This window comes from Caulobacter sp. GW821-FHT12F03, from assembly GCF_058806855.1.
Genome location: NZ_JBXAQC010000004.1, coordinates 105,793 through 121,176, shown reverse-complemented (window position 1 = coordinate 121,176; position 15,384 = coordinate 105,793). Strand labels below are relative to the sequence as shown.

14 protein-coding genes and 1 tRNA gene are annotated in these 15,384 nt (G+C 72.1%); 4 read left to right on the top strand and 11 right to left on the bottom strand.

Going from position 1 to position 15,384, the window contains the following annotated elements:
* Positions 1 to 12: 12 nt before the first annotated feature.
* The 4 genes from AC1RN0_RS11790 to AC1RN0_RS11775 all read right to left on the bottom strand — a co-directional run bounded on the left by AC1RN0_RS11790 (position 13) and on the right by AC1RN0_RS11775 (position 4,648).
* On the bottom strand, positions 13 to 1,797 hold the full coding sequence (locus AC1RN0_RS11790) for an SLC13 family permease (protein ID WP_492787626.1): 1,785 nt from the start codon (positions 1,795 to 1,797) through the stop codon (positions 13 to 15).
* Between the two features lie 187 nt (positions 1,798 to 1,984).
* Positions 1,985 to 2,061 (bottom strand) — tRNA-Arg (locus tag AC1RN0_RS11785).
* A 98-nt stretch (positions 2,062 to 2,159) separates the two neighbouring features.
* Positions 2,160 to 3,446 carry a hypothetical protein gene (locus tag AC1RN0_RS11780; protein ID WP_492787625.1) on the bottom strand — a complete coding sequence of 429 codons (1,287 nt, stop codon included), beginning with the start codon at positions 3,444 to 3,446 and terminating at the stop codon, positions 2,160 to 2,162.
* Positions 3,447 to 3,583: 137 nt separating this feature from the next.
* The gene (locus tag AC1RN0_RS11775) at positions 3,584 to 4,648 is read right to left on the bottom strand and encodes a P1 family peptidase (RefSeq protein ID WP_492787624.1); all 1,065 of its coding nucleotides are present in this window, start codon (positions 4,646 to 4,648) and stop codon (positions 3,584 to 3,586) included.
* Between the two features lie 60 nt (positions 4,649 to 4,708).
* On the opposite strand from AC1RN0_RS11775, the gene ggt reads away from it, so the two are divergent.
* Positions 4,709 to 6,415 (top strand): gamma-glutamyltransferase, encoded by a 1,707-nt coding sequence (gene ggt / locus AC1RN0_RS11770; RefSeq protein WP_492787623.1) that lies wholly within the window; start codon positions 4,709 to 4,711, stop codon positions 6,413 to 6,415.
* Here the strand turns inward: ggt and AC1RN0_RS11765 are convergent.
* From AC1RN0_RS11765 to AC1RN0_RS11750, 4 genes are all read right to left on the bottom strand, one after another.
* A complete protein-coding gene (locus AC1RN0_RS11765) occupies positions 6,412 to 7,908 on the bottom strand; it encodes a sensor histidine kinase (protein ID WP_492787815.1) in 1,497 nt (498 codons plus the stop codon). The genes ggt and AC1RN0_RS11765 overlap by 4 nt on opposite strands.
* A gap of 125 nt (positions 7,909 to 8,033) precedes the next feature.
* Positions 8,034 to 9,077 carry a quinone-dependent dihydroorotate dehydrogenase gene (locus AC1RN0_RS11760; RefSeq protein ID WP_492787622.1) on the bottom strand — a complete coding sequence of 348 codons (1,044 nt, stop codon included), beginning with the start codon at positions 9,075 to 9,077 and terminating at the stop codon, positions 8,034 to 8,036.
* On the bottom strand, positions 9,074 to 9,418 hold the full coding sequence (locus AC1RN0_RS11755) for a DUF952 domain-containing protein (protein WP_492787621.1): 345 nt from the start codon (positions 9,416 to 9,418) through the stop codon (positions 9,074 to 9,076). The genes AC1RN0_RS11760 and AC1RN0_RS11755 overlap by 4 nt, the downstream gene beginning before the upstream one ends.
* A complete protein-coding gene (locus tag AC1RN0_RS11750) occupies positions 9,415 to 9,924 on the bottom strand; it encodes a SixA phosphatase family protein (RefSeq protein WP_492787620.1) in 510 nt (169 codons plus the stop codon). Before AC1RN0_RS11750 ends, AC1RN0_RS11755 begins: the two co-directional genes overlap by 4 nt.
* A 79-nt stretch (positions 9,925 to 10,003) precedes the next feature.
* Here AC1RN0_RS11750 and metX point away from each other — a divergent pair, with 79 nt between their 5' ends.
* Genes metX through AC1RN0_RS11735 form a run of 3 tightly spaced genes read left to right on the top strand, consistent with a single transcriptional unit; the run spans position 10,004 to position 12,563 of the window.
* Positions 10,004 to 11,155 (top strand): homoserine O-acetyltransferase MetX, encoded by a 1,152-nt coding sequence (gene metX, locus AC1RN0_RS11745; RefSeq protein ID WP_492787619.1) that lies wholly within the window; start codon positions 10,004 to 10,006, stop codon positions 11,153 to 11,155.
* Positions 11,152 to 11,811: a methionine biosynthesis protein MetW gene (metW, locus tag AC1RN0_RS11740; RefSeq protein ID WP_492787618.1), complete on the top strand. Its 660-nt coding sequence runs from the start codon at positions 11,152 to 11,154 to the stop codon at positions 11,809 to 11,811. Before metX ends, metW begins: the two co-directional genes overlap by 4 nt.
* A complete protein-coding gene (locus AC1RN0_RS11735) occupies positions 11,808 to 12,563 on the top strand; it encodes an endonuclease/exonuclease/phosphatase family protein (RefSeq protein ID WP_492787617.1) in 756 nt (251 codons plus the stop codon). The genes metW and AC1RN0_RS11735 overlap by 4 nt, the downstream gene beginning before the upstream one ends.
* On the opposite strand, the gene AC1RN0_RS11730 is transcribed toward AC1RN0_RS11735, so the two are convergent.
* From AC1RN0_RS11730 to AC1RN0_RS11720, 3 genes are all read right to left on the bottom strand, one after another.
* Positions 12,448 to 14,019, bottom strand: a complete 1,572-nt coding sequence (locus AC1RN0_RS11730; protein WP_492787616.1) for a phospholipase D-like domain-containing protein — start codon at positions 14,017 to 14,019, stop codon at positions 12,448 to 12,450. The two genes, AC1RN0_RS11735 and AC1RN0_RS11730, sit on opposite strands and share 116 nt — an antisense overlap.
* Before the next feature lie 161 nt (positions 14,020 to 14,180).
* Positions 14,181 to 14,525: a P-II family nitrogen regulator gene (locus tag AC1RN0_RS11725; protein ID WP_492787615.1), complete on the bottom strand. Its 345-nt coding sequence runs from the start codon at positions 14,523 to 14,525 to the stop codon at positions 14,181 to 14,183.
* A gap of 44 nt (positions 14,526 to 14,569) precedes the next feature.
* Entirely contained in the window at positions 14,570 to 15,358 is a 789-nt protein-coding gene (locus AC1RN0_RS11720; RefSeq protein ID WP_492787614.1) for a class I SAM-dependent methyltransferase, read from the bottom strand.
* Between the last annotated feature and the right edge of the window lie 26 nt (positions 15,359 to 15,384).

The window sequence follows — 15,384 nt, the reverse complement described above, 5'->3', positions numbered from 1 at the left end:
CCCGGCCGGGGTTCAGCCCAGCGGCCAGAACAGCGCGATCACCGGCGGGCCGACCAGCAGCACGATCAGGCTGAGCGGCGCCCCGAGGCGGGGATAGTCGATGAACCGGTAGCCGCCGGGCGCCATCACCAGGGTGTTGCACTGGTGGCCGATGGGCGTGAGGAAGTCGCACGCCGCCCCGACGGCGACCGCCATCAGGAAGGTGTCGGGGTTGAACCCCAGGGTCTTGGCCAGGCTGGCCCCGATCGGGGCCATGATCAGCACCGTCGCGGCGTTGTTGAGGAACGGCGTCACGGCCATCGAGCCGAGCATCACCGCGCCGATCGCCACCACGCCCGGCAGGCCGTGGAAGGCCCCTGACAGCGCGCCGGCGATGAGGTCGGCGCCGCCGGTCTTCTGGATGGCGTCGCTGACCGGGATCAGGCAGGCGATCAGCACCAGCAGGGGGCCGTCGAGCGCGAGATAGGCTTCCCGCATGCGCAGCCCGCCCAGGGCGACGATCATCACGGCGGCGCCGAAGAAGGCCACCGAGACCGGCGCGAGACCGAAGGCGACCAGCAGCATGGCGGCGGTCAGCACGGCCAGGGCGGTGAAGCGCTGGCGCACGCCGCCCAGCCGCACCTCGCGCTCGACGAGGGGCATCAGGCCGAGGGTCTGCAACGCGCCGGGCAGGCTGCGCTCGGCCCCCTGCATCAGCAGCATGTCCCCCGCCTTGAGGCGCACGCTCCGCAGATGCTGGGTCAGGCGATAGCCGCTTCGGCTGACCCCCAGCAGGTTGATGCCGTGCTCGGCGTGGAGCCGGGTGGTCTGGGCCGAGGCCCCGATGAGGGGAGAGTCGGCGCTGACGATGGCCTCGACGGCGCGCACCTCCTCGGTGGGCTCCTCCATCACCAGGGGCTTGTCGGAGCGGGTCAGCTGCAACTGGGTGCGGGTCACGAAGTCGCCGAGCGACTGCTGGTCGCCGCCGACCAGCAGGACGTCGCCGGCGTGCAGCACGGTGTTGGCGTGCGGGTTGGCCTTGCGCTTGCCGGCGCGCACCATGCCCATCACCGCGAGGTCGTCGTCGCCCAGCTTGAGGATCGCCCCCAGCCGCTCGCCGTCGTGCTTCCAGCCCTCCGGAACGACGATCTCGGTCAGATAGGTTGTCCCCTCGAGCGCCGCGTCCATGCTCTGTCCCGCCACCCGGTTGGCCGGCAACAGGCGATAGGCGAACGTCAGGAACAGCAGGGCGCAGCCGGTCAGGACCAGACCGACCGGGGTGAAGTCGAACATCCCGAACGGCTTGCCGAGGATCTCCTGGCGCACCTCCGAGGCGATGATGTTGGGCGCGGTCCCCACCAGCGTCACCGTGCCGCCGATCATGGCCCCGAAGGACATCGGCATCAGCAGCCGGGACAGCGACGACCGGGTGCGCCGGCTGACCTGCTGCGCCACCGGCAGCATGATCGCCAGGGCGCCGACGTTCTTGGTGCACATCGACAGCAGCGTGACCACCAGGGTGAGCACCGGGACCTGGCTTCGCTCGCTCTTCAGATGGGGCAGGATCGCCTGCAGGCTCCATTCCACCACGCCGGAGCGGGCGAACGCGGCGCTGACCACCAGCGCGCAGGCGATGATCACCGTGACGTCGTTGCGGAAGCCGTCGAACGCGGACGCGGCCGGGACCACGCCCACCATGATGCCGGCGAGCAGCGCCATGAGCGCGATCAGGTCATAGCGCCAGCGCCCGACCAGAAACGCGATGATCGCGCCGCCGACGATGGCGAACGCCAGGCTCTGTTGAAGTGTGATGTGCACGCCGTCCCCCGGGATCGATGGCGTGCTAACGCGCGAGCCCGGGCTCGCGCTGCATGGAAACGGTCGGACTGCGGCTCCGCCGCCGCCGCCGCCGCGTCGCCGCGGTGATCAGATCTGCCGACCCGCGCCCGCGGCCATGCCGGCCTTCGGCCTGGCGCCGTCACGGTTGAAATCACGGAAGGAAAAATGGCGCGCCCGGAACGATTCGAACGTCCGACCCTCAGATTCGTAGTCTGATGCTCTATCCAGCTGAGCTACGGGCGCGCACTTTGCCGGGGCCCGTCTAGGCCTTCAGCAAGGGCGCGGAACCTAGTCGGGCATTCGCCGGATGGCAAGCGCCCGCGAGGTCCTTTTTCAAACAATCAGCGACCGCCCGGAATGGGCACGCCCAGGCCGCGCAGAATATCGCTCCCGCGGGGCTTGGGCGGCTTGGCCGGTTTCGGCTTTCCGCCCGGTCCGGCGGGCGCGCCCTCGTCCTCGCCGCCATAGGCGCCGGGCATCTCCATGCCGAGCAGGCCGCCGGTCGCCGAGCGGTAACGGACCTTGACCGTCCAGGCGATATTCCACGCCTGCTTCGGATCGGCCGGGCGCTCGGGATAGCTGAAGTTGGCCTCGTCGCCGTAGGCGACGAACTGGTACATCGCCTGCGGCGCGGCGTCGGCGACCTCCTTCGGCACGGTGCAGCTGGTCTGGGTCGGCTGCATCAGCGCCTTGCTGGCCAGCAGCCGCGTCACGTCCGATGGCTTGAGGTAGTCGGGCAGGGCGAACAGCAGGCTGGAGACCTCGCTGGAGCTCCACAGCACCACCGTCTCGCCGTCGCCGCCCATGGTCGAGGCGATGTAGCCCGTGGCCCCGGACACGGGCCGCCAGCCGAGCTGCATCGAGCCGCCCGGATTGCGACTGTTGGTGGTCATCTGCACCGGCGGCAGGAAGTCCTGTGCGGGCGTCAGCGAGAACTGGATCGGCGGGCTGTAGTTGCCGCGCACCACATGCACCCCGGTCAGCGAGCCGCCGGCCGGGACCTGGGTGCGGGTCTTCTCGTTGGGCCATTCGCCGTAGGTCTTGTTGCGGGTCGGCGAAGGCGGCTGCATCGGGGTGATCTGCAGCCCTTGCATCATCCGGGTGAATTCGGGCGGGACCTGGCCGGCGGCGACCCTGGCGAAGTCGATGACCATCGGCTGGCCGGGGCGGGCGTGCTCGCCGCAACCCCAGTAGATCAGCATGCGGCCGCGCGGCTTCTCGTAGGACTGCGGCAGGCCCGGTTCCTCGCGCGTCGCCGGCGTCGTGACCTGGCGCGGCGTCAGCAGCGGCAGGCTGGGGCCGGCGCCGAGGGCCGACGGCGGCTGGTGCTCGGCTGTCGGCGCGCCGGCCGGGGGCTGGGACGAGCCGAGCTGCAGCAGCAGGCTCTTCGAGACGTTGCCGCCGCGGCCCATGCCCATCATCGCCATCATCGAGGGACGGCCGCCGCCGGGACCGCCGGCGCCCTGGCCGCCCAGGGCCATGCCGCTGCTGGTCTGGGCGCTCATCCAGTAGACGGCCACCGGGCCGGTGACGACCTGACGGACCGGGGCGGGGGCCGCGGCGCCCGCGCCGAGGATCGCCGCGCCGGCCAGCAGCACGCGGCCTGAAACCTTCATCGAACCCGTCATGGCGCAAATCTCCCTTGCCAGAGCCACAGACTGGACGGCGGGCGGGGGATCGGCGTTGACCTCCCTCAACCGGCGCCCGGCCGGAGGCGACAACCTCCGGGGGCGCGGCCCTAGCATGCGCCTGATAACGACGGTCGTTAAGTCTTCGTCAGACTTCGCCAGTCGCGCACGTCGCAGCCCGGCCAGGCGACGGCTTCGTAGACCCCGCGGGCGACCGCGCGGGCCAGGCAGTCGGCGGCCAGCGCGCCCAGGCGCGCCACCATCCTGTCGGGGGTCTCGCCGAGTCCCAGACGGCCCGTGGAGAGGGCGAAGACCACGTCGCCGTCAAAGGGGGCGTGGATCGGCCGGATGGCCTGGGCGAGGCCCGCCTGGGCCATGATGGCCACGCGTCTGGCCTGGGCCGGGGTCAGGGCCGCGTCGGTGGCGACGCAGGCGATGGTGGTGTTCTCGCGGGCGGCGGGATTGCCCTTGGCCAGACCCCAGTCGTCCGGGCCGATCGAGAGGCCGGCCGGCGAGCGGCCGCCGAACTCGCCGTCGATCTCGAACGGCGTGGCCCAGAAGGTCCGGCCGTCGCCGCCGACCACCGAGCCGAAGCTGTTGACGCAGGCCAGGGCCCCGACGGTGTAGCCGTCATGGGTGACCACCGAGGCCGAGCCCGTGCCGCCCTTCAGCTGGCCGGCCTTCGCCCCGTAGCCGGCCCCGGCGACGCCGAGGGCGATGTCGAGGCCGGCGGCACCGGCGGCTTCGACGCCCAGCCGGCGGTAGGGCGGCTCCAGCCCCCACTGCTTGTCGCCGCCGTTGCCCAGGTCGAACAGGATGGCCGCCGGCACGATCGGCGAGGGCGGCACCTGCGGCAGCGGCGAGACGCGGAAGCCGCGCCCCTGGGCGCCCAGCCAGGCAGCCACGCCGTCGCCGGCGGCCAGGCCGTACATCGAGCCGCCGGACAGCACCACGGCGTCGACCGAGCCGACGAGATTCTCGGGGTTCAGGGCGTCGGTTTCGCGCGTGCCGGGTCCGCCGCCGCGCACATCGACGGCGCAGACGGCCCGCTCGGTCGGCAGGATGACGGTGACGCCCGTGCGGACGGTCTCGTCCTGCGCCTGTCCGACCGTCAGGCCGGGCACGTCGGTGATCAGGTTTCGGGGTCCGGGGCCGGCCTTGCTCATGCCGTTCGAGTGGCACGACCTCCGGAACTTGTCCATGCGCGGGGCTTTCCCTCCGGCGCGCGGCCCCTATTGTGACAGGCGTCGTCCGGAGTTCGCATGCGCCTTCTCAGTCTCTTCGCCGCCCTGCTGCTGGCCGGGTGTTCGCTGCTGCCGCGCGAGAGCGTCGCGCCGTCACCCCCCGTGGCGCAGGCCGGGCCGTCGGTGATGGTCGCCACGGCCAATCCGCTGGCCACCGAGGCGGGCCTGAAGGTCCTGCGCCAGGGCGGGTCGGCGATCGACGCGGCCGTCGCCGTGCAGGCGGTCCTGGGTCTCGTCGAGCCGCAGAGCTCGGGCCTCGGCGGCGGATCCTTCATGGTCTACTACGACGCCGCCTCGAAGGCGGTCACCGCCTATGACGGCCGCGAGACCGCCCCGGCGGGCGCGTCGCCGGACATGTTCCTCGGCCCCGACGGCAAGCCGCTGCCCTTCGTCACCGCCGTGCTCAGCGGCCGCTCGACCGGCGTCCCCGGCGCCGTGGCGATGCTGGCCCAGGCCCACCGGGATCACGGGAGCCTCGCCTGGTCGGCGCTGTTCGACGACGCGCAACGGCTGGCGACCGACGGCTTCATCGTCAGCCCGCGGCTGGCCGGGATGATCAACGGCCCCTATCCGCAGGCCGCCGCCCCGGACGCCGCGCGCTATTTCACCAGACCCGACGGCGCGCGCTACCAGGCCGGCGATAGGCTGCGCAATCCCGCTTACGCCGCCACGGTGCGCCGGCTCGCCGCCGAGGGACCGTCGGCGCTCTACGAGGGGCCGATCGCCGAGGCCATTGTCGCCCGGGTGCATGAGGGTGACCTGCCGGGCGCCCTGAGCACCGCCGACTTCAAGGCCTACCACCCGAACCGCGACAAGGCGCTGTGCGCGCCCTACCGGATCTACGTCGTCTGCACGACCCGTCCGGCGTCGAGCGGCGGGGCCCTGCTGCAGGGGCTGATGCTGCTGGAGCGGACCGACATCGCCACGCGCGGGCCCGGCGATCCGCTGGGCTGGCTGCGCCTCGCCGAGGCCGAGCGGGTGATGTACGCCGACCGCGACCGCTTCTATGGCGACCCCGCGTTCGTCGACGTGCCGCTGAAGGGCCTGCTCAAGCCCGCCTATGTCGACGCGCGGGCCAGGCTGATCGGCGACCGGATCGGGCCGCCGCCGGCGGCCGGCGATCCCGACGGCGCCGGCGTGCGCGGCCCGGACCGCACGGCCGAGCCCGGCGGCACGACCCACTTCGTCATCGTCGATGCGAAGGGCAACGTGGTTTCGATGACCACCACGGTGGAGAGCTTCTTCGGCAATGGCCGGATGGTCGCCGGCTTCTTCCTCAACAACCAGCTGACCGACTTCAGCTTCACGCCGAAGGATCCGGACGGTGCGCCGGCCGCCAACGCCCCGGCGCCCGGCAAGCGGCCCCGCTCGTCGATGGCCCCGGTCATCGTGCTGGACCGACAGGGCCGGCTGGTGGTGGCGCTTGGCTCGCCCGGCGGCACCAGCATCCTGTCGTACAATCTCAAGGCGCTGGTCGGCTATCTGGACTGGAAGCTGAGCCTCAAGGACGCCTTCGAGCTGCCGAACCTGGTGGCCAGGGGCGAACGCTTCTCCAGCGAGCCGGCGCGCTTTCCGCCGGGCGTCGTCGAGGGTCTGGCGGCGCGCGGGCTGTTGTTCAACAACACCGCCGGCGAGAACTCAGGCCTGCACGGCGTGGCGATGACGCCGAACGGCCTGGTCGGGGCCGCCGACTCCCGCCGTGAGGGCGTGGCGAAGGGGTTCTAGGCTTCCGCCGTCTTGCGGCGCGCGCGCTTGGGCTTTTCGGCGCTCAGGTCGCCCGGCAGGGTCAGCTCGAACACCGAGCCCCTGGCGGTCGACTTGACCAGCGTCAGGTCGCCGCCGTGCGCCTGGGCCAGCTCGCGGGAGATGGCCAGGCCGAGGCCCGTGCCGCCGCGCCGGGCCGAGCCCGAGAAGGGCTGGAACAGGTTGACCATCGCCCGTTCGGGCAGACCGGGGCCGTCGTCCGACAGCCGGACGACGCTCATGCCGTCACGATGGGTCAGGGCCGCCTGGACCTTGCCCGGGCGCTCGGGCTCCTTGTCCTGGATCGCCTCGCGGGCGTTGCGGAACAGGTTGACCAGCAGGCGGTGCAACTGGTCCGGGTCCGCCATCACCGCGTCGGTGTCGCTGATCTGGGTCTCGAGCCGCACGCCGTCCTCGCTGAGGCCCGCGTCCTCGGCGGCGGCTTCCAGCGCCGCGCGCAGCGGGGTGGGCCGGGCTTCCGGCGCGGCCTCGGCCGACTTGCCGTAGGCCAGCACGTCCGTGGCCAGGGTCACGGCCCGGTCCAGCGCCCGTTCGAGGCGCGGCAGGGCCTGGGCCACCTTCGGGTCGCCGATGGCCGCCAGCCGGTCCGAGGCGATCTGGGCGCTGGTCAGCATGTTGCGCAGGTCGTGATTGATCTTGGCCACGGCCTCGCCGAGCGCGGCCAGTCTCGCGCGCGACGACAGCGCGGCGAGCAGGTCGACCTGCATCCGCTCCAGTTCGACCTCGGCGCGGCCGATCTCGTCGCGGCGGCGGGAGGGCTTGACCCGGGCGGCCGGGTCGGCCGGGTCGGCCCGGAACCGCTCCATGGCCAGGGTGATCTTCTGCATCGGCCGCACGAGGAAGGCGTTCAGCGCCAGATAGACCGCCAGGCCCGCCAGCAGGGCGACGAACAGCGTCACCGCCAGCAGCCGGCCGAGATAGCCCAGCAGCGCCTCGCGCAGCGGCGCGTCGGGCGTGACGATCTCGACGAACTCGCCCGAGCGGAAACGCGGCTCGGCGATGACCCGCACCATGCGGCCCTGGCCGCCGAACAGCGTCTGGAACGGCGCCATCATCCAGGCCAGCGGGTTCTGGTTGCGCATGTCGACCATGTAGGGCGTGCGCAGGTCGCGGGGGGCGGCCAGGATCAGCCGGCGCATGCCGTCGGTCTGGATGGCCACCGACACCACGCCGGCCTGCTCGAGCAGCTGCTGGCGGACCGGGGCGGTGACGCGGCGGGCGGGGTCGGCCTCGGCGATGGTCGAGGCCAGTTCGGCGGCGCGGATGCGGTCGAGCAGCCACTGCTCCTCATAGGCCGCCAGGGTCGCCGGGAAGACGAACAGCGCCGCCCCGGCCACGAACAGGGCCGTCAGCACCAGCAGGCGCGCGGACAGGCCGCCGGGCCACAGCCAGCGACGCGAGGGCTGGGCGTGCGGTCCCGACGTCTCCGTCTCGGGGGGCGGGGCGTCGACCATGGCCATGCGTTACTTCACGTCCGATGACAGAGCAACGAAAGGAGAATTCGCGCGGGGGGCGAAAAGAGCAAGGTCGCGTGGCGGTTCGAACGCGCTGCGGGGGGCGGTTGGTCGGAAATCGCGCCTCATCCGGCGCCGACCGCCTCGCCGACGGACGCGAAGCCCTCGGCCCGAAGCAGCGCCGCCAGCTCGCGTTTGACCCGCGTGACCAGCCCCGGACCCTCGTAGACCATGGCCGAATAGAACTGCACGGCGTTGGCGCCGGCGCGGATCTTGGCCAGGGCGTCGGCCCCCGAGGCGACGCCGCCCGCGCCGATCAGGACCAGACCCTTGTCGTTGGCCGCGTGGAAGCGGCCGAGCATGGTTGTCGACAGCGTCATCAGCGGCGGGCCCGACAGGCCGCCGGTCTCGCCCTTCAGCGGCGAGCGCAGGGTGTCCGGCCGGCTGATGGTCGTGTTGGAGACGATGATACCCTGCAGGCCGAAGGCGGCGACCGTCCCGACGATCGTCTCGACCTCGCCGTCCTCGAGATCGGGGGCGACCTTGAGGAAGACCGGATAGTCGCCGACCTGCGCCTGGCGCGCCTCGGCCAGCCGGCCCAGCAGCTCCTCCAGCGCCGCGCGGGTCTGCAGCGCGCGCAGGCCCGGCGTGTTGGGCGAGGAGATGTTGACGGTGAAGTAGTCCGCCAGACCCCACAGCCGCTGGAGGCCCAGCACATAGTCGCCGATGCGGTCTTCGGAGTCCTTGTTGGCCCCGATATTGGCCCCGACCGGTCCGGCCGGGCGACGGCGGGCGAGATTGCCGGCGAAGGCGCCCAGGCCGCCGTTGTTGAAGCCCAGGCGGTTGATCACCCCGCGGTCCTCGGTCAGCCGGAACAGGCGCGGTCGCGGATTGCCAGGCTGGGGCAGCGGCGTGACCGTGCCGCATTCGACGAAGCCGAAGCCGGCCCGCAGCATGGCGGCCGGGACCTCGGCGTTCTTGTCGAACCCGGCGGCCAGGCCGACCGGGGCGGCCAGCGGAATGCCGGCCAGGGTCGTTGCGAGAATCGGGTCGTCCGGCGTGCGGTCAACGGGACCCAGGCCGAGCTTCAGCCCGAGGATCGTCGCGCTGTGGGCGTCCTCCGGATCGAGGGCGTGCAGCGCGCGGGCGAGGGTGTCGTGAAGGGTCACGGCTTCAGACCGGTCAGCACGGGAATGCCGGCGTCATCGAGATCGACCGGCATGGCCTCGACGGCCAGGGCCGTCGGCAGGGGGCCGTAGAGATGCGGGAACAGGTCGCCGCCGCGCGACGGCTCCCACTTGAGGCCCTCGCCGAGCGCCTCGGACTCGAAGGCCACGGCGACCAGGTTTTCGACGCCGCAGAAGTACTTGCGGCCGGTCTCCTGGACCTGGGCGGCGGTCGAGAAATGGATGAAGCCGTCGGCGACGTCGACGGGCGCGCCGGTGAACACCCCGGCATCGGCGGCCGCCAGCCACTCGGGCCGGGTCAGCAGCTTGTAGACGCGCGTCACTCGCCGCCGCCCCCGCCGTGGTCGGCGGCGTAGAACAGGCCGTCATAGACCGGGCGTCCGGCGGGGTCGAAGGTGAAGGCCGCGACCGTCGAGGTCGGGAAGCGGCTCTCGGCGCGGGCGATCAGGGCCGCGCCGGCGCCGCCCTCGCGCAGCAGGCCGACCGTCAGGGCGTGCATGCCGGGATTGTGGCCGACGACCATGACACAGTCGTGCTCCAGGCCCGCCGACTCGGCCTCGAACAGGATGCGGCCCGCCTCGGCATTGTAGAGGCCGGGCAGCGCGCTCGTCAGGGCCTCGGGGAAGGACAGCGAGACCTGGGCCCAGGTCTCCCGGGTGCGGCGGGCGGTCGAGACCAGGCCGATGTCGGGGATCAGTCCCTCGTCGAGCAGGAGCCGGCCCATCAGGGCGGCGTCGGACCGGCCGCGGTCGGCCAGGGCGCGTTCGAAGTCGCCGGCGGGACTGGACCGTTCGGCCTTGCCGTGGCGCATGAGGATCAGGCGTTTCATCGGGCCTCTCATAGCCGCCGACGCCCTGCGCCGGAAGGCGCCGGTTGACACTGGCCGCGCGTGGCGGTCCAACGCCGACATGACCCTCGAGGCGACCCGCGAGATTGAACAGAACGGCGGCATCTGGCGCTTTCCGGCCAGCCGGCCGCTGGTGCTCGATTCCGGCGGCCGGATCGACAATCTGGAAGTCGCCTGGGCCAGCTACGGCCGGCTCAACGCCGACCGGTCGAACGCCGTCCTCGTCTGCCACGCCCTGACCCTCGACCAGCATGTCGCGGCCACCCATCCGGTGACCGGCAAGCCCGGCTGGTGGACCCGTCTGGTCGGACCCGGCAAGCCGCTGGACCCGACCCGGCATTTCATCCTCTGCGCCAACGTCGTCGGCGGCTGCCAGGGCACGACCGGACCCGGCTCGATCAACCCCGCGACCGGCCGTCACTGGGGCCTGACCTTCCCGGTGGTGACCATCGCCGACATGGTCCGGGCCCAGGCGATGCTGGTCGAGGCCATGGGCATCGACACCCTGGTCTCCGTCGTCGGCGGCTCGATGGGCGGCATGCAGGTGCTGCAATGGGCGTCGGACTATCCCGAGCGGATGTTCAGCGCGGTCTGCGTCGCCTCGGCCCCGCGCCATACGGCCCAGAACATCGCCTTCCACGAGGTCGGCCGGCAGGCGATCATGGCCGACCCCGACTGGCGCGGCGGCGACTACGCCCTGCACGGCACCCGGCCCGAGAAGGGCCTGGCCGTCGCCCGCATGGCCGCGCACATCACCTATCTGTCGGAGACGGCCCTGCAGCGGAAGTTCGGCCGCGAACTGCAGCGCGACGGCCTGAGCTGGGGCTTCGACGCCGACTTCCAGGTGGAGAGCTACCTGCGCCACCAGGGGGCGTCGTTCGTCGACCGGTTCGACGCCAACAGCTACCTCTACATCACCCGGGCGATGGACTATTTCGACCTCGGCGCCGCCCATGGCGGGGTGCTGGCCGAGGCCTTCCGCGGCGCGCGCGACGTGCGCTTCTGCGTGCTGTCGTTCACCTCCGACTGGCTCTATCCGACCGCCGAGAGCCGCAGCATCGTGCGGGCGCTCAACGCCGCCGGCGCGCGGGCCAGCTTCGTCGAGATCGAGAGCGACAAGGGTCACGACGCCTTCCTGCTGGAGGAGCCGGTGATGGACTCGGCCCTGGCCGGCTTCCTCGATTCCGTCGACAGCGCGCGGGGCCTGAAATGACCGCCGTGCGCGAGGACTTCCGCGAGATCCTGCGGCTGGTGCGGCCGGGCGCGCGGGTGCTCGACGTCGGCTGCGGCGGCGGCGAGCTGCTCGAGCTGCTGGCCCGCGAGAAGCAGGCCGACGGCCGGGGCGTCGAGATCAGCCCGCAGGGCGTCTCCGCCTGCCTCGCCCGCGGCCTGGCCGTGATGCAGGGGGACGCGGACCGCGACCTCGACCAGTTCCCGACCGGCGCCTTCGACTACGCCATCCTGTCCCAGACCCTGCAGGCGACCCGCAATCCGCGCCAGGTGCTCAGCGAGCTGCTGCGCATCGCCGACCGGGCCGTGGTCAGCTTTCCCAACTTCGGCCACTGGCGGGTGCGCTGGTCGCTGCTCAGCCGCGGCCGTATGCCGGAAACCCGCTCGCTGCCGCTGCCCTGGTGGTCGACGCCGAACATCCACCTCTGCACCCTGGCCGACTTCAACGCCCTGGTGGCCGATCTGGACGTGCGCATCGAGGCCTGCGCGGCGCTGTCCGAGGGCAAGCCGGCCAGGCCGATCAACCCCGACAGCGTGATCGAGAACTGGCGCGCCGAGGCGGCGCTGTTCCTGCTGGCGAAAAGAGGGACCGCACAGGTGGAACCGGGAGACGTTCCGCGCGATCTCTTTGGCGGATGACCCTTCGCCTCATGACCTGGAATGTCCACCGCTGCGTGGGCACGGACCGCAAGCTCGATGTCGCGCGGGTGGCCGAGGTCATCGCCGCCTGCCGGCCGGACATCGTCGCCCTGCAGGAACTGGACGTCGGACGTCGCCGCACGGGTGGCGTCGACCAGGCGCACCGACTGGCCGAGCTGCTGCAGATGCGGGCCCATTTCAACGCCGCCCTGACGGTCGAGGAGGAGCGCTACGGCGACGCCATCCTGACCGCCCTGCCCGAGCGGCTGGTCAAGGTCGGTCCATTGCCCGGCCTGCCGAAGCTGCGCGGGCTCGAACCGCGCGGGGCGCTGTGGGTGGCGGTCGATGTCGGGGGCGTCGAGCTGCAGGTGATCAACACCCACCTGGGCCTGGTGCCGCGTGAACAGCAGGTGCAGGCGGCCGAACTGCTCGGCCAGCGCTGGCTCGGGTCGGAGGGCTTCACCGGTCCGGCCGTGCTGCTCGGCGACTTCAACGCCACGCCGTTCTCGCAAACCTATCGCATGCTGACGGCGGTGATGCGCGACGCCCAGGACAGCCTCGGCCGGCCGCCGACGGCGACTTTCCCGTCGGGCTTTCCGATCCTGCGCATCGATCACGTCTTCCTGTCGAGCGGGATCAGGACGGTTGCGGTTGAATCACCCTTTGATCCGCGGGCGCGGACGGCGTCGGATCACCTGCCGCTGGTGGTGACGCTGGCCCTGCCAGATCGACCAGCGCCCGCTGCGCCCTGAGCCGGCGTCGGCGCAGCCACGGCCGCCAGGCGTCCGACGGCGCGGTGGGGTCGCCGAGGCTCCAGGCGACGACGATCGTCTCGAACGGACCCAGCCGCCGCACCGACACGGGCCGCAGCCGGCGGGGGGCCGTATCGAGCGCCTCCAGCGCCTCGATCGCCGCGCCGAGGCCGCCCGCGGCGGCGATGGCGGCCTGGGTTTCCGCCAGCGGCCGCCCGAGGAAGTGGGCCACCAGTTCGTCGCGGAAGCCGACGATGGCGGCGCGGGTCGCGTCGCCGGCCTCGCCGGGCTCGGCCTCCAGCGCCAGGTCCAGTTCGGTGTCGAGCCCTGCCGAACGGTTGTTGAGGTTGGCCGAACCGATGCGGAGGATCTGGTCGTCGACGATGGTCACCTTCGAGTGGACGATGATCGGCGCGCCGTCCGGCGTGCGGGCGCAGTAGGCGCGGAATCGGCCGTGGACATCGGCCTTCGTCAGGGCGGTGATCGCCGCCATGCGCGCGCTGTCCATGGTCAGGCGGTCGAAGGTGCTCGGGCTGGCCGACGGACCGATGGTCACCACCTCCGGCCCGTCCGGCTCCGCCAGCCGCCGCGCCAGCGCCGCGACGATGGTCGGGGCGGCGAGGTACTGGTTCTCCAGGTAGATGCAGCGCCGCGCCGAGGCGATGGCCGCAAGGTGAAGCTTCAGGCCCTCGGTGACTTCGGGCGTGGTCTTCCAGGCGGGCTGGGTGCGGACCAGAGCGACCGGCCGGCCGACCAGGTCCGGCGGCACGTCGTGAGGCCAGGGCGACTCGACGGACAGGTCCGGCGGCGGCACGTCCAGCAGCCCGCCCTCGGAGCGGACCCAGCGGTCGGCGAAGTGTTCGGCGCAGGTCAGGGCGGCCGGACCCTCGATCATCACCGCCACGTCGTGCCGGGGCTTGTAGTGGCGCAGGTTCGGCAGGCGGCGGCGGCGATCGCCGTCGGCGTGGTCGCAGGTGTCCCAGCGGTCGACGCCGAGGTCGCCGCCGCTGACGAAGGCCACGCGGCCGTCGATGACCACCAGCTTCTGGTGGTGGCAGGCGCTGTTGGGCAGGCTGTTATCGAGCCGGAACTTGACCCGGGACCCCATGAATTCGGCGACCGACCGTTCCGGCGCGAAGGCCTGCGAGGCGTTGAGCGGGAAGGGCATGTCCCAGGCCAGAACCCGCACGTCGAGAGCGGGGTTCAGCGCCGCGAGCCGCCGCAGCAGCAGGCCAAGCCGGTCGGCGGTCGCCGGGTCGCCGCTGCGCTCGACCCGGTCGGGTTCAAGTCGGGTAAGCGGATCGAACACCCAGGCGAGGATCCAGACGGAGTGGCGGGCCCGCAGCACGGCGGCCTTCACGGCGGCGAAATACTCGGCGCCGTCGACCAGGAAGGCCAGGGCGTCGGCCCGGGACGTTCGCCAGCAGGTGTCGTCTTCGCGAAGCAATTCCGTCATGCCGCCCCGTCTCACCCCATGGCTTCACGGGGTCAACGCACAAGGCGGGAAGCGGCTCCAGAGGGCGTTCTTCGACACGCCGCTTCGCGGCGGCTCAGGATGACGTAGCTCTTTGCCCGTCAGGGTGAGCAGCGGCCGCAGGCCGCGTGACGAGCGCGCATTCAGCCCGCGATCGCGGCCGCGCCGGTCTCGCCGGTGCGGATGCGCAGCACCTGCTCCAGGTCCATGACGAAGATCTTGCCGTCGCCGATCTTGCCGGTGTTGGCCGTGCGCACGATGGCGTCGATCACGGCCGGGACCACGTCGTCCGGGGCGGCGATCTCCAGCTTCACCTTCGGCAGCAGCTTCACCTCGTATTCGGCGCCGCGGTAGACCTCGGTCTTGCCCTTCTGTCGGCCGTAACCCCGCACTTCGGTCACCGTCAGGCCGGAGGCCCCGGCTTCGGTCACGCCGTCGAGCACGGCGTCCAGACGGGAGGGTTTGATCACGGCGACGATCATCTTCATGGCGAGAACTCCGTTCGCACGGGCGAAATGGCTTCGGAGCCAAGCTAGGGCGAAACGGGTTCCCTCGCCAAGGGGTCTTGCTGCATTGCGGTATCAGGCGCCCGTCCGGCAGGCGCCGGGGGCGCGGGGACCAGCGTTCCAGGCACGAACACCCGGGCGCGGGCGCGTACGCTCCGGGGCTTGAGGGCGAAGGTCTGCTTGACCGCTTCCATCAGGATCACCCCGCCCAGCGGCGGCCAGAGCCAGGCGCCGATCTGCTCGAAGCCCTCGGCCCAGCCGGCGGCCCAGGTGAAGGGCGGGGCGTACAGGGCGCGGGTCCAGCCGGACGGCTCCAGGTCGGCGTCGCGCAGCACCTGCTCCAGCTGGCTGCGGCTCCACGGCCGGCCGTGGCCGAAGGGCGTCCCCTCGGCGTTGGACCAAAGGCCGTTGCGGGCGGCCACGGCGACGATCACCCGGCCGGACGGGGCCAGCACGCGGCAGACTTCGCTCATCAGGGCCGTAGCGTCGTCGGCCTCCTCCAGGGCGTGGACGCACAGCACCCGGTCGAACAGGGCGTTGGGCAGGGGCAGGGCGGCCTCGTCGCCGAGGCAGGCGAGGTTGCGCCCGCTCGCCGGCCAGACCTCGACCCCCTGGGTCGCCGGCATCACCGCCACGGTCCGCCGGGCGCGCTCGCGGAAGCGTTCGAGATAGGGGGTGGGATAGCCGACGCCGAGGATGTCCAGCCCGCGCGGGTCGCCCCAGGCCTCGACAACCTTGCGGCCGACCATCTCCCGCGCCGCCCGGCCGCGGGCTGAGGCGTAGAAGGCGCGGAGGTCAAGAACGTCGCGGCGCATGGGGACCCGGTTCAAAGTGGTTGTTG